Source organism: Vibrio sp. CUB2 (genome assembly GCF_001557945.1).
Lineage (GTDB): Bacteria > Pseudomonadota > Gammaproteobacteria > Enterobacterales > Vibrionaceae > Vibrio > Vibrio owensii.
Genome location: NZ_LNRB01000001.1, coordinates 1 through 19381 on the forward strand (window position 1 = coordinate 1; position 19381 = coordinate 19381).

General features: G+C 44.6%; 14 protein-coding genes. 8 read left to right on the top strand and 6 right to left on the bottom strand.

All coding sequences use genetic code 11. From position 1 onward, the window contains the following. The coding region (locus tag ATB78_RS00005) for an acyl-CoA reductase (RefSeq protein ID WP_276277142.1) at positions 1-512 on the bottom strand (512 nt) is incomplete at its 3' end. Positions 513-1143: 631 nt separating this feature from the next. Between ATB78_RS00005 and ATB78_RS00010 the strand changes: the two genes are divergently transcribed. From ATB78_RS00010 to ATB78_RS00030, 5 genes are all read left to right on the top strand, one after another. Next, positions 1144-3249, top strand: coding sequence for an LruC domain-containing protein (locus tag ATB78_RS00010; protein WP_020196633.1), 2106 nt, complete (start codon positions 1144-1146; stop codon positions 3247-3249). A 12-nt stretch (positions 3250-3261) separates the two neighbouring features. Next, complete coding sequence (locus ATB78_RS00015) at positions 3262-3765, top strand: hypothetical protein (protein WP_038895740.1); 504 nt, start codon at positions 3262-3264, stop codon at positions 3763-3765. Between the two features lie 139 nt (positions 3766-3904). After that, the gene (locus ATB78_RS00020) at positions 3905-4204 is read left to right on the top strand and encodes a hypothetical protein (protein ID WP_061007436.1); all 300 of its coding nucleotides are present in this window, start codon (positions 3905-3907) and stop codon (positions 4202-4204) included. Positions 4205-4259: 55 nt separating this feature from the next. Continuing rightward, the gene (locus ATB78_RS00025; RefSeq protein WP_061007437.1) at positions 4260-5090 is read left to right on the top strand and encodes a sulfurtransferase; all 831 of its coding nucleotides are present in this window, start codon (positions 4260-4262) and stop codon (positions 5088-5090) included. 21 nt (positions 5091-5111) lie between these two features. Next, the gene (locus ATB78_RS00030; RefSeq protein WP_061007438.1) at positions 5112-7403 is read left to right on the top strand and encodes an EAL domain-containing protein; all 2292 of its coding nucleotides are present in this window, start codon (positions 5112-5114) and stop codon (positions 7401-7403) included. 41 nt (positions 7404-7444) lie between these two features. Here the strand turns inward: ATB78_RS00030 and ATB78_RS00035 are convergent, their stop codons facing one another. Further along, a complete protein-coding gene (locus ATB78_RS00035) occupies positions 7445-8740 on the bottom strand; it encodes a glycoside hydrolase family 18 protein (protein ID WP_020196638.1) in 1296 nt (431 codons plus the stop codon). Between the two features lie 126 nt (positions 8741-8866). Beyond that, positions 8867-9868, bottom strand: coding sequence for a sugar-binding transcriptional regulator (locus tag ATB78_RS00040; RefSeq protein WP_061007439.1), 1002 nt, complete (start codon positions 9866-9868; stop codon positions 8867-8869). 465 nt (positions 9869-10333) lie between these two features. On the opposite strand from ATB78_RS00040, the gene tal reads away from it, so the two are divergent. Together tal and tkt are read left to right on the top strand one after the other, a co-directional pair. Beyond that, complete coding sequence (gene tal, locus ATB78_RS00045) at positions 10334-11284, top strand: transaldolase (RefSeq protein WP_061007440.1); 951 nt, start codon at positions 10334-10336, stop codon at positions 11282-11284. Positions 11285-11409: 125 nt separating this feature from the next. Next, positions 11410-13401 (top strand): transketolase, encoded by a 1992-nt coding sequence (tkt, locus tag ATB78_RS00050; protein WP_061007441.1) that lies wholly within the window; start codon positions 11410-11412, stop codon positions 13399-13401. A gap of 116 nt (positions 13402-13517) precedes the next feature. Here tkt and ATB78_RS00055 read toward each other — a convergent pair whose 3' ends face one another. The 3 genes from ATB78_RS00055 to aroG all read right to left on the bottom strand — a co-directional run bounded on the left by ATB78_RS00055 (position 13518) and on the right by aroG (position 17715). Next, a complete protein-coding gene (locus ATB78_RS00055) occupies positions 13518-15080 on the bottom strand; it encodes a PAS domain-containing methyl-accepting chemotaxis protein (protein WP_061007442.1) in 1563 nt (520 codons plus the stop codon). Positions 15081-15301: 221 nt separating this feature from the next. After that, entirely contained in the window at positions 15302-16474 is a 1173-nt protein-coding gene (locus tag ATB78_RS00060) for an MFS transporter (protein WP_061007443.1), read from the bottom strand. Between the two features lie 188 nt (positions 16475-16662). Then, entirely contained in the window at positions 16663-17715 is a 1053-nt protein-coding gene (aroG, locus tag ATB78_RS00065; protein WP_009706150.1) for a 3-deoxy-7-phosphoheptulonate synthase AroG, read from the bottom strand. Between the two features lie 460 nt (positions 17716-18175). Between aroG and ATB78_RS00070 the strand changes: the two genes are divergently transcribed. After that, positions 18176-19156 carry an OmpA family protein gene (locus tag ATB78_RS00070; RefSeq protein WP_061007444.1) on the top strand — a complete coding sequence of 327 codons (981 nt, stop codon included), beginning with the start codon at positions 18176-18178 and terminating at the stop codon, positions 19154-19156. The last annotated feature ends 225 nt before the right edge of the window (positions 19157-19381 follow it).

Below are 19381 nucleotides of genomic sequence, written 5' to 3' on the forward strand. Positions count from 1 at the left end.
ATACATTGGTTTCTCGTCAGTATGCCCCGTAATATTGAGGTCACACCGGAGAGAGGAACATTCCCCGCAAGTAAATGCATTGTGCGTCCTTTAGGAAAAGCCCTCACATAACACTCACCCTGCGGTAGCCATTCATCTTGTATATGCGTAGAGCCAAGTTCGGTATCAATAATGTCGTAAAGCGCACTCTTAGAGCAAAGGAGCATTGCAATCCAATTTGCTTCTAGTTTTGCCATTTGTGGTGAATACCCCAAATAAGTAATAAGAGACCGAATATATGCCCTTCTTCTTGAATACTCTTCGCTCTTCCAACGCTGCCCCGTTGTATAAAGAAAATTGATGATGTTATTTATATTTAGATTATTTAAATAATCATGTGTAACCATCTTGGTTAAGTGAGCATGATTAAAGGAATCAATCTTAACTATTTTTTCTTCAAAACTGATCTCAAATCGATTTTCTTCAGTAGAAACTATCTGCCCATTTATTATTAAAGGTAAGTGTTTTTCCATATCAAGAGCTTCTCTTTTAAATTTTGGAAAACATTAATTCCTTGGATCATTTTTTTAAAGTTAATTAAAAACTTTTAACCAAATACATTAAACAGATCAAAGTAATGAGAACTATTATCACTTAATTTAATTATAGTTCTCCTTATCTATAATTAGTCGTAACACTTAACAAATAACTAAATTTCAAACACTTTAGTTTTTGATTTTATCAGCGCTATTAAACACTAGCGGAATCATACTCATAAATATTGCATAAATTATTAATGTTATTTGTAACACTATAATAAGTAATGATGTTTAAGTAGTTGTTACTACTAGAGTTAATTGTAATTCCTCAATAATACCCTCTCAGCCAAAGTAGTACTTTCGGTGAAAAAGTATGGACTTCATGAGAAACCACCAATGGGATCGATCCCAATTACGTGCAGGATAGATGTGCGAGGGTTTACGTACGGGGCTTTTGGCAAGACGCCTGTTTTGAGCGCCGATTTATCTGCTTAAACCGAGAGTCATTTTGAGATTCATATTAAAAATAGTGGCGAACGTATATTTAAGGCATTGATATACTGCATGTTATCAGTTGGCACATTCCTTTCATTGCATATATCACGAACCAATGAGAGGGCGAATTATGAAAAGGACATCACTACTACTTGGGTCTCTAATAGCGAGCGCTTATGCACAAGCGGCGCCATTTGACACATGCCCGAGCAAAGCATACCTATTCCAATCAACCCCGGTTCAAATCTATGGCGTCAATTTGGTTACAGGTTCTACGACTCTTTTAGAGGACGACACAGGTTTGGCTTCGGGTATCAACGGCGTAGGTTTTAACTTCACTGACCGTTATATCTACGGATACGACACCACAAACAAAAAGATTGTTCGTCTTGGTCAAGACTTCCAAGCAGAGACGCTTGATGTTTCGGGTCTTCCTACCGATCACACCTTTTACGTTGGCGACGTTTACAACCACGTCTACTACTTGTACCGCAAAGGCAAAGGACTTTTCTCCATTGACCTTTCTCCGCTCGATTCTGATCCAAATGCGACATTGAGCATCGTGAAAATCAGCTCTACAGCGACTGTCAACCTAACCGACTTTGCATTCCATCCAGGCGACGGCTCCCTTTACGGCATCGACAATAACTCTGGAGTGCTGTACCAGTTCAACCCATCGAATGGTAATACGACTGCGATAGGTGACACAGGTGAGTTAGGCACATTTGGCGCTGGCTACTTCGATGTAAACGGCAACTACTACGTGTCACGCAACCAAGATGGCAAAATCTATCGCGTTGACCTTTCGGAAGGCAACGCAGCCAATATCGCAGCAGGTATCGTTCCAGCGGTTGAGTTTGTATCCAACGGTCCTAGCTCAAGCCAAAATGATGGCGCACGTTGTGCAAATGCTCCCGTGATTGACGAAGACGAGCCAATTGATTTTGGTGACGCTCCAGACAGCTACCACACAACACTTGCGTCAAACGGCCCTCGCCACGAGGTGGACGGTGTCACTTGGCTTGGTTCAGTCGCTCCAGATGGTGATGCCGACGGTCAAGCAAACGACAACTCTGTGGGCACAGCTGATGAAGATGGTGTTGGTTTTGTATCCGCACTTGACCCAGGCTTGAGCTCAATTGTGAATGTGACGGCTTCTACTTCTGGCTACCTATCAGCATGGTTTGACTGGAACCGCGATGGTGACTTTGATGATGAAGGCGAACAGGTCTTTACTGACCAATTACTGTCTGCGGGTAATAATCCCCTACCGTTTGTCGTTTCAACCGCTGCAACGGAAGGTTCAAGCTGGAGCCGATTCCGCTTTAGCCAACAAACCGGATTAAACTACGATGGTGGCTCAACGTCTGGTGAGGTGGAAGATTACCCAATTACCATCACTGGTAATGGCTACTCAGTGGAATATTTCCCGAGTGCAGAAGATTACGCCACCGTGGCTTATGAAGATAATTGGCCATACACCGCAGACTACGACATGAACGATGTGGTCGTGAAATTCCGCATCACTGAAACCAGTCTTGCTGGTCATGTTGAGAATATTCAGATTACAGGTGACCTAGCGGCTTACGGCGCAAGCTACAAAAATGGCTTCGCAATCCGACTACCGGGTGTATTGAGAAGCTCGATTGAAAATGGATTAACGACGCTATCCTTCAATGGTGTAGAGCAAGCATCTAATGGCTTGGAAAGTATTTCTGATGAAGCAATTTTCATCATCAGTGAAGACTTAAGCACACACGCGGCGAGCAGCTGTAGCTACTTCCGCACAGAGTCTGGCTGTGATGATAACGTTTCACTCACCTTTACCTTGAATGTGTACTTCACTGAAGGTTCTGACCGTTCAGCCATTCAAGCCATGCCATACGATCCGTTCATCTTTGCAACACCGGGCACTTACCATGGCGATGGTATTACCTTCCAACCAGGTCGTAAATGGGAAGTTCACTTAGCAGACCAAGCACCAACAGAACAGTTTGATGACCAAAACCTCTTCGGTGTCGGCGTCGATGCAAGTGACCCAGCACAAGGTGTGTACTTCAAAACAGCAAACAACTTACCTTGGGCACTGTTGATAGTAGAAGATTGGGATTGGCCGCTAGAGCGTGTAGACATGGTCGATGCATACCCTCAATTCCAAACTTGGGCTGAGTCTGGTGGCGAACTAAGCACAGATTGGCACACCGCTCCAACACCTAACAAATGCTACATTCCATAGGGAGATAACATTATGAAAGCACTTATCACAATCATCATGGGATTAGCACTAACAGCTTGTGGCGGAGGCGGCGGCGGAGGTGGTGGTGGTAACAGCACACCTCCACCAACCCAAACCACCGTGCCAGAGGAGGATACTACCCAGCAGGAAGAAACGACCGAAGAAGAGACAACGGTAACAGTAGAAGAAGATGCAACTATGCAGGATCTAGTAGTACCAGATGACTTTAGCTACAACCCAGTGACGGAAGGTACGCTCAATGTAGACATCAGTGGTTTCTCTTCACAACGAGCACACCTAAGCGTATACAAAGAGTTTGTAGAGAACAGTTCAGGTAACTACGACGCAAGATACCCAAGTAAAGTCGCATCGGTTCCACTCAACAACGGTACAGCAAATGTCGACTTTAATGTCTCTGATAGCCAAGGTAGCCTGCTTGTTGAGATTTGGTTCTATGATGGTAGTGACCCAATTCAGAAAGTGATTACTTCTGGAGACAACACTTGGACCATGTAACTGGGTAAATTGAAGGCATAGCGAAAGCAGCCTTTCAGAATAAATCTTCAATCTTTAACTTAAAAATCGCATCGTTCTTTTGAACATGCGATTTTTTTGTTGTAAAACAGTAGGATTAATCATCGAGCGGGAAAACACGTTGGACAACCCGAAAACCTTCATTTTGGTCTTTGTTGCTGCCATCGTCGCATTATGTTTGACTCTGTGGCTAACATCTTCTGATGAAACACAAACCATCACCGCAAAAGTGATTTCAAATACCCTGACACAATCCCTCGATGGGCAAAGACGCTATCTCACCGTCGAATCAGAGTTACTCGGAACAAAGCGTGTTGCGGTTCCAACCTCTGTACATTGTCCTGAAGGTGCCTTAGTGACATTCAACCAAGCTACGGATTCACTCTTCGAGCAACCGCTCACGTTTTTAAGCTGCGAATGAGCCTACTCTTCGAATTCATGTCAAACGTCATACTACTTTGAGGAAATGAAAAACAATGCAAGCACTGATCAGTACTGATGAACTCAATAGCCTTCTCGGCCAACCTAACGTCAAGCTCCTCGACGCTAGTATTGCGTTTCAAATCCCTTCTGAAGGTAAAAAGATCCAAGATAAGTGGATTCCAAACACTTTACGCTTTGATTACGACAATGACTTTTGTTTACCCGGTTCCTCCCTGCCGCATATGATGCCAACAGAAGAAGGCTTCAACCAAAGTGCGCAACAACTCGGTTTGAACAACGAGGACTTGATTGTGGTTTATGACAACTCTGGTACTTTAGCCGCACCAAGAGCTTGGTGGATGTTCAAGGCCATGGGACATAATAATGTTCGAGTCTTAAACGGTGGGCTTCCTGCTTGGATTGAAGCTGGATTACCTGTCGAAAGTACCCTATCGCAACCAAGCGAAAGAGGTAACTTTGCGGGTAAGCTCAACCAAAATGCCTTTTTGAGTGCACAAGATGTTCTTGCTCATTCAACCAATAAAAGTGCCAATATCATCGATGCCAGAGCCAAAGCCCGCTTCCTTGGTGAAGTGCCTGAGCCACGAGAAGGTCTACGTAGTGGGCACATTCCAAACTCGGTTTGCTTACCGTTTCAAGAACTCTTAACCAACGGTCACATTAAACCGAATTCAGAGTTGCAACAGATATTTAGCGCACTAACAATAGATAGTGATAATTCAATCATTTTTAGTTGCGGTTCCGGTGTGACCGCATGCATTTTATTACTCGCGGCGTATCAAATTGGTCTGGACAATCTGTCGGTTTACGACGGTTCTTGGACCGAATGGGGTGCGAACCACTCTCTACCTATCGAGCGTTAAGATCAGGAGCAGTAAAACGATATGATCGGCTTAAAGAAGAACATTTGGACGCTCTATATGACACTGTTTGCAATTAGTGTCGGATTGTTCTCTCTGTTTGGTCACTATCATTACGAATCCACTCTCGATAAATATAAGGACAAACAGCTCCTTCAATTGGAGTTGTTTGCTTCTTCTGTCGATTCTCTATTCAAAGGGCAAGAAACGCTGTTAGAGGTCGTTGGGCATCAACTGATTGACCAAAACGATTTCACTCGCACCGCGTCATTGCAAATGCGCCCATTGCTTGATGACTTGATGGACATCCATCCCGCCATCGCCGCTTTTGGTCTGACGAATCCTGAAGGGGATTATCTCGCCATTAGTTCTAATCTGGATTTACAAAAACTCCACAACCTCAAGCAAGATCCTCAGACTAAACAGACTTTCGAAGCCGCACTGCAATCTGAGCACATGGTCGTCGGTAGAACCTATTTCATGCCTGCGCTCGATTCGTTAGTGATTCCAATTCGAAAAGCGATTCGAGATAAAAGTGGTAAGGTGCTGGCGGTGATGACAGCAGGCTTCAACATGAACTCGTCTTTGGTGTTTAGAAATGATGTGCACGCCAACAAACACAATCGCGTGTCTTTGGTCCGAGAGGACGGCTACCTAACCTTTACCTCAGCAGAACAAGCAAGCCTATTCAGTTATACCCTTCCTGCTGATGGGCACAAAAAATCCATTGTTTTTGAACAGGTTGAGAAAAAGTACGGGTGGAGCCGAGAAACCGTCAAGGCATTATCTGGTGCGGTTAACATTGTTGCTGATGATCCAAGAATCAATCAACTCGTCACGCTGAAGTACCTGCCAGATTACAAGTTGTGGGCCTCGTCTTCCACTGATCTACGCTACATCCAAAGTGGTTTTTTTGACCAATTTGCGCTGTATTCCATTGTCTTTCTTTTTATCCAAGCGGGTTTTTACGCACTCGTTCGCTCTATTGCCAACAACGAACTGGCGACACGCCAAAAGCTCCTTTACCAAGCGCATCATGATCACCTAACGTTGCTGCCAAATCGCGAATATCTCAGAACACATATCAAAAGTTGGTTAAGCGAGTCTTCAACGCCATTTACTCTGATGTTCATCGACATCGATAACTTTAAATCGGTCAACGACACCTATGGGCACGAGTTCGGCGACGAAGTGTTGAAGCAAATCGCACTGCGCTTGAAAAGCTTCGACAGTGATGGTCGATTGATTGTCAGAGAAGCCAGTGATGAGTTCATACTGCTCGTCAACCGTACCGATGAAAATGCCGTGCGAACGCTAGCAAGTGATCTGATTCATTACTTGTCTGAGCCTTACCTTGTGAACGAAAACCAGTTTCTATTGAGTTGCAGCATCGGCGTTGCCATCTACCCTTCACACGGCAAAAATTTAGACGCATTGCTTCGCTCTGCAGATATCGCGATGTATCAAGCAAAAAAAGAGCGCAATGCATACAGTGTGTTCGACCAACAAATGCAAGCCAAACACCTGCATAAAATGAAGGTTGAACAACGTTTGAGGTTAGCAATAGAACGACAAAATCTGTTCCTAGTTTATCAACCACAATTGAACGTCAGCGGTGAAATCTATGGTGTTGAAGCCCTAATTCGTTGGCAAGATGAAGAGCTTGGTTTTGTTCCACCAAATGAATTTATCCCCGTGGCGGAAAGCTCAGGCTTGATGGTGAGATTGGGTGAGTTAATCATCGAGAAAAGTTTGATTGATATGGCTCGCCTAACCAAACTAGCCTCTCAACCAATTCAAATGTCGATAAACATCTCGGTCAAACAGTTCATTCAAGTCAACTTTATAGATGATTTAGTGGCATTGATTGATAAACATGGGGTCGACCAACATCGCATCACACTCGAAATCACCGAGAATCTATTTATTGAAGACCTCAACAAGTTTGCCCCGATTTGCGAACGCCTACACACTCTAGGCTTCAAGATTTCTCTGGATGATTTTGGGACGGGCTACTCTTCACTTTCGATGCTCAAAGCGTTGCCGATTGATGAAGTCAAAATCGATAAGAGCTTTGTCGACAATATCGAGAACGACGAAAAAGCACTGAACATGGTACAAAATATCATAGCTATCGGTAAAAACTTTGGGATGAAAGTGCTTGCTGAAGGGGTTGAAACACGTCAGCAACGCGATCAACTTGCCGCTTGTGGCTGTGATTTGATTCAAGGCTACTTTTATTCCAAACCCCTGCCTTTTGAGCAATTGATTAGCTTCGCCGCAGAGAACCACAACGAAAAAGCCGTCGAACGATAGCGACGGCTTGATTTAAGTAGTTATAGCGTAAGGGACAGAGACTAGTTCTGCATTTCCTTATACATTACTTCGACTAACTCCCCTTTTGGATCTCCTGATAGTTCCCATGTAAAGATCCCACCAAGGTTTGATTGCTTCGCCCAGTCTGCTTTGGCTTTTATAGAGCGCTGATCTTCGAATGAGATGAACACCTTCTTATCTGGGTTCCACAGGTAAGGCGCTTGAGCTTGCTCATCATATTTGTATTCATATCCCTGTTTCGTGCTGTAGTTCTTCATCAGATCCCAAAACATGAAGTAACCATTCTCACCAGTACCGAACTGTGCGCCTTGCTCAGAAACTAGGTCTTGAGTTGGTAAACCACCAGAAAAATCTTTGGTACCTTGCCAGCCACGGCCGTAGAACGCCGCACCAATCACTAGCTTTTCACTCGGAATGCCCAACTCAATCATTTGATTAATAAACACGTCTGCGCCCATTCCCCACCAACTGCGGTCAGTCGCATGTAGGTTAGTTGTATGCCCTGTTTGCTGCCCCCAACCACCAAGGAAGTCATAGGTCATTGCAAACATGTTGGTTAGGTAAGGCTGCGCCGCTTTCCAATCGATGCCCGCCGCTTTTGGACCAACACCCACCGCGGTTGAAAGCTCGTACTCACGCTTGGTCTTTTTCGCTAGTGTATCTAAATCACCACGCATGGTTTTAACTAGATATGTGAAGGCGTCACGTTCAAGCGCTTTCTGCTCATCCGTCAGCTTAGTATCTGGGTTCCAAGGAGACGTCGTTAAACCGCCGCCACCTGGGTATTCCCAATCCAAGTCAATGCCATCGAAGAAATCGTATTGAGCAATCAACTCAACAGCCGTTTTGGAAAACTGATCCATCGCTTGTTGGTTTTTAGCCATTGCATGGAAAGGTTCAGACATGGTCCAACCGCCAAAAGAAGGGAGAATTTTCAGATCAGGGTGTTGCTTCTTAAGTTCGGCTAATTGAGCGAAGTGCCCTTTATATGGAACGTCGACAGAGACCGGACCAAAGTCTTTTTCAAGTGCCGCCTCGGTATCAACCAGAATCGCGGTATACGGCTCTTTGCCTTCACATTGCTTAGCGACTAACTTTTGAACCGTCTCAGATGCGCCAGTATGAGGGCCACACATGCTCAAAAACGCATAGATGATATGGGTCAGGTTATCAGCTGGGATGTCTTTTACTGTGTATGGGTTGTCTGCGTTAGCGTATTGCCAGTCTGCAAAATAGCCTGCCACGACTTTTTGCTCGGCGTGCGCCATGCCTGTTAACCCCGTAAATAAAGCAGCTGCGAGAAGTGTCTTTTTCATAATTTCCTCCAGAGTAATCAACTACAAATTACTCCTGAGGATTATTTTTAACTTGGAAACGAAATCAGGCTGCGAGTCATTTATAAATCCTCGCAGCCTGATTACATAGTTTGCATATTATTTGTGCTAAACCTCTGATGTACTGTTGCCGTGCATCTGCTCATCCAAGTTAAGAACCGTCAGTGCATTACTAACGCTGGTTGCAATAACATCTATCGCGCCAGTTCTTAAAGCGCCTAATAGTGCGAGTGGCTTACTGTTTTCCGCCGCAATCGCAATCACTTCTGCAATCGGTCTAAACTCTTCGATACCTAAACCGATGACTCGGTCACTCATCACTGTGTTTGCGACGTTGCCGTGAATATCAAAGAAGTCATAGCCAGCAAAGTCCCCGACGACACCTTGCATCAAACGAGATTGCACCACTTCATCTGGAGTGAACCATCCAAGGTCAACCATGTAGCTGTTTTCACTCATATCACCGATACCGACAAGGGCAACATCTGCTTTACGTGCAAGATCGAGCGTTTGTTTGACCGTAGCATTTTGCATGAAGGCAATTTTCTGCTCTCGGTTTTCAGCGTAAGCTGGTGCATAAAGGGTTTCGGAGGTTCCGCCATATTTCTTAGCAAACTGTCGGCAAATGTGGTCGGCGTTAAACATACCGCCACGAGGATGGATCCCGCCGATGCCGCATACAAACTTACAATCTCGTGGAGTAATAACACCAATGTGATGAGCGACAGAAGACACGTTACGCCCTTGCCCAACCGTTACTACCATGCCGTTCTTGAGCGTGCTAGTGAGATAGTTAGAGACCAAACCTGACACTTGAAGGCGCTGCGCTTCTTCATTGGGCTGATCCAATGCCACCAGCGCACGTTTCACACCAAAGCGATCAATCAAGCGTTGCTCGATCTTGGCGCTGAACACTGGATGGTACTTTACTGTGATTTCAACAATCCCTTCATCACGCGCCTGTTTGAGCATTCGCCCTACTTTGGCACGAGAAATGGAAAATTTTCTGGATATCTCTTCCTGTGTTGCACCATCTTGATAATAAGTAACGGAAATCTCCGTTAGTAAGTCTGTGCTTTCAATAGAAATATCTTGGTTAGAACTGCTCATGGTTTTTCTCGCCCTTTTAGAGGATCGACATTGTATGCATTAGTGAGCATCTGCTCATTGACTTAGCATATGTTACCTTCCAATTTTACTGCGACATTTGCTCACTGCAATGACATTTTCTCACTACTTAATTTTATTAATCTCAGCACTGCTCAAGCCTTGAACAATAAGGGCAAACGTTTATTTCGGCCATGCTCTGAACACACAGCAAAAAAACGTTGATGAACTTCACTTAAAGTCGGTTTCGGCGATTGACTTTCAGCATGGATAGGATAAATATGGATTCATCATTTACTCAGCTACCGATCAAATGTTCATAGCAAATGTTCGGTACCGAAATTTTCCGTAGTTGGCTGAGCAGATGTCTCGTTAAATATGATGAGACGATTAGCCAACACGCTTGCAAATGCACAAGCTGTGGTATTGAAAACCACACTTAAGCCCATTTATATAGGATGATCGATTATGAGCAACAAGTTAGAGCAACTTCGTAAACTAACAACTGTAGTAGCGGACACTGGTGAAATTGACGCAATCAAAAAGTACCAACCTGAAGATGCAACAACGAACCCATCTCTTATCCTAAAAGCGACTCAAATCGAAGAGTACGCACCTCTAATCGACGCTTCTATCGAATACGCAAAAGCACAAAGCAACGACAAAGCACAACAAGTACAAGACACTTGTGACATGCTTGCAGTAAACATCGGTAAAGAGATCCTAAAAACTATCCCTGGCCGTATCTCTACAGAAGTAGATGCTCGTCTTTCTTACGACACAGAAGGCAGCGTTGCTAAAGCTCGCCAGCTTGTAAAAATGTACAACGACGCAGGCATCACTAACGACCGCATCCTAATCAAACTGGCTTCTACTTGGGAAGGTATCCGCGCTGCAGAGATCCTAGAGAAAGAAGGCATCAACTGTAACCTAACGCTTCTATTCTCTTTCGCGCAAGCTCGTGCATGTGCTGAAGCAGGCGTATTCCTAATCTCGCCATTCGTTGGCCGCATCATGGACTGGTACAAAGCGAAAGAAGGTCGTGACTTTGAAGCTTCAGAAGATCCAGGTGTAATCTCTGTAACAGACATCTACAACTATTACAAAGACTACGGTTACAACACAGTTGTTATGGGCGCAAGCTTCCGTAACATCGGCGAGATCCTAGAACTTGCTGGCTGTGACCGTCTAACTATCGCTCCTGCTCTTCTTGCTGAGCTAGAAGCTGCTGAAGGCGAAGTTGTAGAGAAACTGGTTGATTCTAAAGGTTCTAAAGAGCGTCCAGCTCCAATGTCTCACGCTGAGTTCCTATGGGAGCACAACCTAGACGCAATGGCTGTTGAGAAAGTAGCTGAAGGTATCCGTAACTTCGCGGTTGACCAAGGCAAACTAGAAGACATGATCGCAGCTAAGCTTTAATTGCTTACCAAAAGCGAGTAGCCAGCCTACTCGCTTTTAGCATCAACGCTTTATTCAAAAAATTCTATTTGAACTTGTTCCGACGAGTTCCCTCTATTTAAATCAAATATCGAGAAGTAACTACTATGGATCGTAAATACCTTGCAAATGCAATCCGTGCACTAAGCATGGACGGTGTTCAACAAGCTAACTCTGGTCACCCAGGTGCACCTATGGGTATGGCTGATATCGCTGAAGTACTTTGGCGCTCTCACCTAAACCACAACCCATCAAACCCAGAGTGGGCTGACCGCGACCGTTTCGTACTGTCTAACGGCCATGGCTCTATGCTTATCTACTCTCTACTGCACCTTGCAGGCTACGAGCTATCTATCGACGATCTTAAAAACTTCCGTCAGCTTCACTCTAAGACTCCTGGTCACCCAGAGTACGGCTACGCACCTGGTGTCGAGACAACAACAGGTCCTCTAGGTCAAGGCATCACTAACGCTGTTGGTATGGCGATGGCTGAGAAAGCACTTGCGGCTCAGTTCAACAAAGAAGGCCACGACATCGTTGACCACTTCACTTACGTGTTCATGGGTGATGGCTGTCTGATGGAAGGTATCTCGCACGAGGCTTGTTCTCTTGCTGGTACGCTAGGCCTTGGCAAACTGATCGCATTCTGGGATGACAACGGCATCTCTATCGACGGTCACGTTGAAGGTTGGTTCTCTGACGATACACCTAAGCGTTTTGAATCTTACGGCTGGCACGTAATCCCTGCTGTAGATGGTCACGACTCTGAAGCGATCAACGCAGCAATCGAAGCGGCAAAAGCAGATCCACGCCCTACACTTATCTGTACTAAAACTATCATCGGTTTTGGTTCACCAAACAAATCTGGTTCACACGACTGTCACGGTGCGCCACTAGGTGCTGAAGAAATTGCAGCGACACGTAAAGAACTAGGTTGGGAGCACGGTCCTTTTGAAATTCCGCAGGAAGTCTACGCAGAGTGGTCAGCGAAAGAAGCAGGCGCAGCTAAGGAAGCAGCGTGGGACGAGAAATTTGCAGCTTATGAAGCAGCGTACCCTGAGCTGGCAGCTGAATTCAAACGCCGCGTAAACGGTGACCTACCGGCTGAGTGGGAAGAGAAAGCAAACCAAATCATTGCTGACCTTCAAGCAAACCCAGCAAACATCGCGTCACGTAAAGCATCTCAAAACGCACTAGAAGCGTTTGGTCAAATGCTTCCAGAATTCATGGGCGGCTCTGCTGACCTAGCGCCTTCTAACCTAACTATGTGGTCTGGTTCTAAGTCTCTAGAAGCGAACGACTTCTCTGGTAACTACATCCACTACGGTGTACGTGAATTCGGCATGACAGCAATCATGAACGGTATCGCACTACACGGCGGTTTTGTTCCTTACGGCGCAACATTCCTAATGTTCATGGAATACGCACGTAACGCTATGCGTATGGCTGCTCTGATGAAAGTTCAGAACATCCAAGTTTACACGCACGACTCTATCGGTCTTGGCGAAGATGGCCCAACTCACCAACCGGTTGAGCAAATCGCGTCTCTACGTCTTACTCCAAACATGAGCACATGGCGTCCATGTGACCAAGTTGAGTCTGCAGTAGCATGGAAACTGGCGATTGAACGTAAAGATGGCCCATCGGCGCTTATCTTCTCTCGTCAAAACCTAGCGCAACAAGAACGTACAGCTCAGCAAGTTGCTGATATCGCTAAAGGTGGTTACATCCTGAAAGACAGCGATGGTAAGCCTGAGCTAATCCTAATCGCGACAGGTTCTGAAGTTGAACTAGCAGTGAAAGCAGCAGAGCAACTAACCGCTGAAGGTAAGAAAGTACGTGTTGTTTCAATGCCTGCAACAGATACATTCGACAAACAAGACGCAGCTTACCGTGAATCAGTACTGCCATCAGACGTAACAGCACGTATCGCTATCGAAGCGGGCATTGCAGACTTCTGGTACAAGTACGTTGGCTTCGACGGTCGCATCATCGGTATGACAACATTCGGTGAGTCTGCGCCAGCTGACCAACTGTTCGAAATGTTTGGTTTCACTGTAGAAAACGCAGTAAACACAGCAAAAGAACTGCTAGCTTAATCGCATAGTATTATCAGTTTTCTCTATTGCGAATTTGAAAACTGAAAAGCCCCGCTTCGGCGGGGCTTTATTTTATCTAATCATTTTTCAACAACGATTCAGCTAGCTGGTTTGAATCACTTCTCTTCAAACTGAATAGCAAGTCGATAGAAGTCTTGAACTTGATCTTTCAACTGCTTACTGTTTTGTTCTACAGAATGTGTAGCCGCTAAGTTCTGCTCTGCTGTCGACGCAATCGAATGAATGTGCTGATTCACGTCGCTAGAAAGCTGCAACTGCTTATTGGCAGAGTCCGCGACATTCACCATCAAACCACTCATGGTTTGCATCATCTGTTCTACCTCAGACAGACGCGCCCCACTTTGTTCAGCCACTTGCGAACAGGTGTCTGTTTGATCTTTATTAGCGATGATATCCTTCTGCCAGCCTTGAATCGTCATTAGCATAGCTTCAATCGATGCTTTAATTTGCTCAGTCGCATTCGAGGTACGTCCGGAAAGCGCCCTCACCTCATCAGCCACAACAGCAAAACCACGACCTTGTTCACCCGCTCGCGCTGCCTCAATTGCAGCATTGAGTGCTAGCAGGTTAGTTTGATCGGCAATTCCACCAATCTCTTCCATTAATTGACTGACCTTTTGTGCTTGGTCACTCAATTGATAGGTCGTTTCTGTCGCCTTCTCAGCTTGCAAGCTTAGTTGCGCTAGGTTGGTATGGGTTTGATCTATCGTCTCTTTCGCCATTAAACAGGATTTCAGAGTATCATCAATCAGCAGATGAGCATCGTGAGTGCTGGATGAAACCGAATTCGCTGATGCCTCCATCGAGTCAGCAGCATCACGAACTTCATGAATGTCTTTGTTCTGCTGCGTCAAAGCAGTAAGTACTTCTGCTGTGGTATGACTTAACTCTTCAGCGCAATTTTGGAGCGGTCTTGCCGAGTCCGTCATACGACCCAGAACGGTACGAATACGAGCAGAGAGCATTTTGATGTGAAAGTCCGCGATAGAGAATGGTTTATTACCGGAATACACCAAGCGACTCACACTGTCGTATTGTGCTTGCAGTTTTTTAAACTGTTGCGGCGTATCAATGAGTTCTTGGCGGAATAATACGGTAAGCACGCCTGCCGGTAATAATGTCGCAAGCCAAGCGAGTGGCCCTTCAAGTGATAAAGCAAAGCTAGTGACCGGTGCGGCTAATGCACCTAGAAGAGTCGCATAGCGTAGTGTTTCATTTAACTTCAGTGACCATGCACGTCCCGACTTTTCCGCTTTCAAAAGCCCTTGGTAAGCCTTAGAAGCGATATCAACCCATTCACGCTTTGGTTTCACACGAACCGATTGATAGCCCACCATTTGATGGCCTTCATAAATTGGGGTTACGTAAGCATCGACCCAATAGTAACCACCCGACTTCGTACTGTTCTTTACAATTCCACGCCACGCTTTGCCTTGTTTTAGGCGAGCCCACATATCACCAAAAGCGGCTTTGGGCATATCTCCGTGGCGAACGATATTGTGGTTTTGTCCGAGCAGTTCGTCGTGGCTGTATTCTGCGATTCGACAAAACGCATCATTACAGTAAGTAATGACACCTTTAAGATCGGTTGTTGAGACCAGCTCGTCGTAATCCCCTACAAGGGTTTCTTGAGCTTTATTGGAAGTTGAGACTGACATAGATGAGGCTTCTATAGTTTTTATTAAATTGCGACAGGTTATATACACGATTGTTATATTTATTACAAAATGCTAGAGAAAAAACCTTACAGATGCGACATTTCGAGCTCGAAAAACTTACTTAGATAACAATAATTAACCAATTATTTTGTGGGTTGTGAGCCGATAGACAAAAAAGACCCAGCGTACATAACTGGGTCTTATAAAATCTTGAAGTTGATTTATGCAACTTGAGATTCAGAGTTATTATTCGCCTTGATAAAAAATATTCCCATCACCAATAGGACAAAAGGCAGAACGTACAAATTCAAGCTCTGCCATCCTACGGTAGATTCCAACCAACCAGACAAAAGCGCAGTAACGGTGACGCAGCTGAACACGAAAAATTCATTAAACGCCTGCGCTTTACTCTTGTTCTTTGCTTCATAACTCTGGCTAAACAAGCTTGTTGCAGCGATAAACATGAAATTCCATCCAACCCCGAGTAAGATCAACGCGGTACTGAAATGCCAAATAGAAAGTCCGTGCATATTAATCGCGATACACGCAATAAACAGTACTCCACCAGCTAAGATCATCTTCTTCGCCCCAAACTTCTCGATCAAACTGCCCGTAAAGAAAGCAGGAACAAACATGCCCAAGACATGCCATTCAATCACGCCAGCCGCTCTGGTGAAGTCAAAGCCACAACCAATCATCGCCAATGGCGTTGCTGTCATCAGAATATTCATGACAGCATAGGCAACCATCGCGGCTAGAACTGCGATCATAAAGTTAGGACGGCGAACAATGACTTTTAGCGAGTCTGTTTTTAAATGTGAATTCTGGGTGTGTGCCGGGGGGAATCGAATCGTTTGAAGCAAAATGAGGGCGGTAACATACAAACCAATCAATACAGCAAAAGCACTAATATACAGTCCATCGCTTGACCACTTTTGTGAATAGACAGCGAGGTTTGGCCCTAATACTGCGGCAAGTCCCCCCCCCGCCATGGAAATAGAAATTGCGCGGTGCCTCGCAGATTCATCACAAACTTCAATCGCAGCAAATCGATAGAGCGTACCAAACCCAATCCCTACACCTAATAAAAACGTAGAAGCACAAAACAAAGTGAAGTTTTCTAACGAAAGCGCATAAGTTGCTAATGAAGCGCCAAAGATGCCAATAACGTTACCCAAGCTAAAACCTAGACGACGCCCTAGTTTTCCCATAATTAAGGAAGCAGGAATCGTCGCTGACATTAAGCCTAGAAATTGCAACGCTACTGGCAGAGTAATCATGCTTGAAGAAGGAGCGATTTGCTTTCCGATGAGCGCGATGACTGAGATTAAGAGAATGTTCCCTGTCATTAATAAAGCTTGGCAAAGTGACAATAGCCAGACGTTTCTGTTCATCTCATTCCTTGAGTGTTTTTTAATCGATGCCCACACCATAACGGATTTAAAACTAAAACACATGACTTATGTGCAACACGTTTATTCTTGTTTTGGTTTAGTTGGATATAACCGATTTCATTCTATGTTTTCAGAACATTAAAAAAGCCAGCAAGTTGCTGGCTTTTATGGACACGAAATATTGATGCTTATTTAGCGCGACGAGCTTTTACAGCATCTGATAACTGACGAAGAACGGTTTCCGTATCTTCCCAACCAATACATGCATCTGTAATAGATTGGCCGTAGTTAGCGACTTTGCCGTCTACTAAGTCTTGACGACCTTCAACAAGGTGAGACTCAATCATTACACCGAAGATTGCGTCTTCGCCGCCAGAAATCTGCTCTGAAACATCATCAGAAACCAGCATTTGACGCTTAAATTGCTTAGAACTATTTGCGTGGCTGAAGTCGATCATGACTTTCTTCGGCAGACCAGCAGCATCTAGCTCATCTTTGATTTGTGCTACATGAGACGCGCTGTAGTTTGGCTCTTTACCGCCACGTAAAATGATGTGACAGTCAGGGTTACCTGCCGTTTCTACGATTGCAGAGTGGCCGTATTTTGTCACTGATAAGAAGTGGTGAGATGCGCTTGCAGAGCGGATTGCATCGCTAGCGATCTTGATGTTGCCATCAGTACCGTTTTTAAAGCCAACTGGGCAGGACAAACCTGACGCTAGCTCACGGTGTACCTGAGATTCAGTTGTACGTGCACCGATAGCCCCCCAGCTAATAAGATCAGCGACATACTGTGGCGTGATCATATCTAGGAATTCACTTGCCGTAGGAAGGCCCATGTCAGTAAGGTCAAGCAACAGCTTACGACCAATACGAAGACCATCATTCAGCTTGTAAGTATCATTTAGGTACGGGTCATTGATTAGACCTTTCCAACCAACCGTTGTACGTGGCTTTTCAAAGTAAACACGCATGACCACTTCAAGTTGCTCACCTAATTCATCACGAAGCACTTTGAGCTTTTTGCCGTACTCGACAGCAGCTTCTGGATCGTGAATAGAACATGGACCAACGATCACAAGCAGACGGTCATCTTTACCTTCAAGAATATTGTGGATGGCATTACGACATTCAAAAGTGGTTGTGGAAGCAGTTTCGGTTGCCGGAAATTTCTCAAGCACTGCAACAGGTGGCAATAGCTCTTTTACTTTATTAATTCTTACATCATCAGTTTGAAACATTACTTCTACTTCCTAATTACTATCCTAGACCCACTAATTTGCCCAAACTTTACTCAGTGCAACATTGTTCACAAAGCAAGCAACAATAAGGGCTGTGGGCTTATTTAATTGTGTCAATGCAAGTAACTTATCGGCTTAGAAGAACAGTTGCAATCACTTTTTTTAAAAAAATGCAAATTAACACTCTATGTTCAAAACAAAACACAGTGTAAATTATAATGTACAGAAAAAGTTCAAAATAATCATATATTTTCCTGTAACTTTGAAAAAGTTGTCTACAATGTAAGAAATATCAGAAGTTTGTGAGGGAGTTCGCGACTAAAAGTGTAGCAAGATCTAAGATATTGTTGCTTGATGTTAAATTAAATGACTATTAAACTAATTTCTTATAACTACCTAGTTTTACTCAAATTGTTAAAACAAAGTAGAAATTAATATGCAATCAATACAAGGAAACACTATGAAAAAAGTAGCAATTGCAGTAGCAGCAGTGGTAGCTGGTGGTTTAATTAACTCTGCTCAAGCTGAAATGTATATCGGGGGCAAAGTAGGCATGACAACACTAGATGATGCTTGCTATTTGAACAGCCCTTGTGATGATGATGCTTTCGGTGCCGGAATGCACATCGGTTACGACTTTACCGATATCATTGGTCTTGAGTACGGCGTTGATTACTTAGGTAACTACGAAGCTAACTTCAAGTCAGGGGCTAATACAGTTGATACGATTGACGGCGATCTGTGGGCACTAACGCTTGCACCTAAATTCAATTGGCATCTAAACGATACGTGGAACCTATTCGCGAAAATCGGTGGTGCTTACATGATCTCTGGTGACGAGAAAGACATCGTTCCTACAGGCTCATTGGGCGCTGAATACACTATCGATAGAAACTGGAGCGTTCGTGCAGAGTACCAACGTTACCAAGATATTTCTGACGACGTTCTAGATGATATGGACGCGAACTTCTTCGGCATCGGCGTTAACTACAAGTTTGCAGCAGCACCTGTTGTAGCGGCAGTAGTAACAGAAGAGGTGATGGAAGAAGAACCAGTAATGATGACGAAGACGCACAAAGAAGAGTACGGTACAGGTACGTTTGAATTCGACAGTGCAACACTTACTGATTCAGTATCTGAGCGTCTAGACAACTTTGTGAACTTCTTGAACGAGTACCCACAAGCTCAAGTTGAAGTCACTGGTTACACAGATAGCTCTGGTCCAGCAGCATACAACCAAAAACTGTCTGAGCGTCGTGCTCAAGCTGTTGCAGATTACCTAATCGCAGCAGGTATCGATGCAGACCGCTTCACAGTTGAAGGTATGGGCGAAGAGAACCCTGTAGCTGACAACAGCACTCACGAAGGTCGCGAGAAGAACCGTCGTGTTGAAGTTGTGGTTCCTGAGTTCCAATACGAAGAACTAGTTCAACCAGAATAAGAGTTACCGCTCTAATTTCTAGTCTAAGGGATGTTTCGGCATCCCTTTTTGTTTGCCTCTTATTTGTTCACTTCAGTACCATTTGCCGCTAGGCTTCTCTTAACTAGACCACTATCTAAATCAAACTTCTTATTTGCTCCGTCATAACACTTCTGGTTCGAGCTCTTACATTAAAGACGACAGTTTAAGCCCATAGATTAAGGATTTGTTCAGCAAGACTTGACG

Excerpts from the sequence above, each read along its gene's own strand:
- ATB78_RS00055 (WP_061007442.1), bottom strand. The coding sequence starts at position 15,080 with ATGTCAGTCTCAACTTCCAATAAAGCTCAAGAAACCCTTGTAGGGGAT.
- ATB78_RS00015 (WP_038895740.1), top strand. The coding sequence starts at position 3,262 with ATGAAAGCACTTATCACAATCATCATGGGATTAGCACTAACAGCTTGT.
- ATB78_RS00030 (WP_061007438.1), top strand. The coding sequence starts at position 5,112 with ATGATCGGCTTAAAGAAGAACATTTGGACGCTCTATATGACACTGTTT.
- ATB78_RS00035 (WP_020196638.1), bottom strand. The coding sequence starts at position 8,740 with ATGAAAAAGACACTTCTCGCAGCTGCTTTATTTACGGGGTTAACAGGC.
- ATB78_RS00060 (WP_061007443.1), bottom strand. The coding sequence starts at position 16,474 with ATGAACAGAAACGTCTGGCTATTGTCACTTTGCCAAGCTTTATTAATG.
- tal (WP_061007440.1), top strand. The coding sequence starts at position 10,334 with ATGAGCAACAAGTTAGAGCAACTTCGTAAACTAACAACTGTAGTAGCG.
- ATB78_RS00040 (WP_061007439.1), bottom strand. The coding sequence starts at position 9,868 with ATGAGCAGTTCTAACCAAGATATTTCTATTGAAAGCACAGACTTACTA.
- ATB78_RS00025 (WP_061007437.1), top strand. The coding sequence starts at position 4,260 with ATGCAAGCACTGATCAGTACTGATGAACTCAATAGCCTTCTCGGCCAA.
- ATB78_RS00070 (WP_061007444.1), top strand. The coding sequence starts at position 18,176 with ATGAAAAAAGTAGCAATTGCAGTAGCAGCAGTGGTAGCTGGTGGTTTA.
- ATB78_RS00010 (WP_020196633.1), top strand. The coding sequence starts at position 1,144 with ATGAAAAGGACATCACTACTACTTGGGTCTCTAATAGCGAGCGCTTAT.
- tkt (WP_061007441.1), top strand. The coding sequence starts at position 11,410 with ATGGATCGTAAATACCTTGCAAATGCAATCCGTGCACTAAGCATGGAC.
- aroG (WP_009706150.1), bottom strand. The coding sequence starts at position 17,715 with ATGTTTCAAACTGATGATGTAAGAATTAATAAAGTAAAAGAGCTATTG.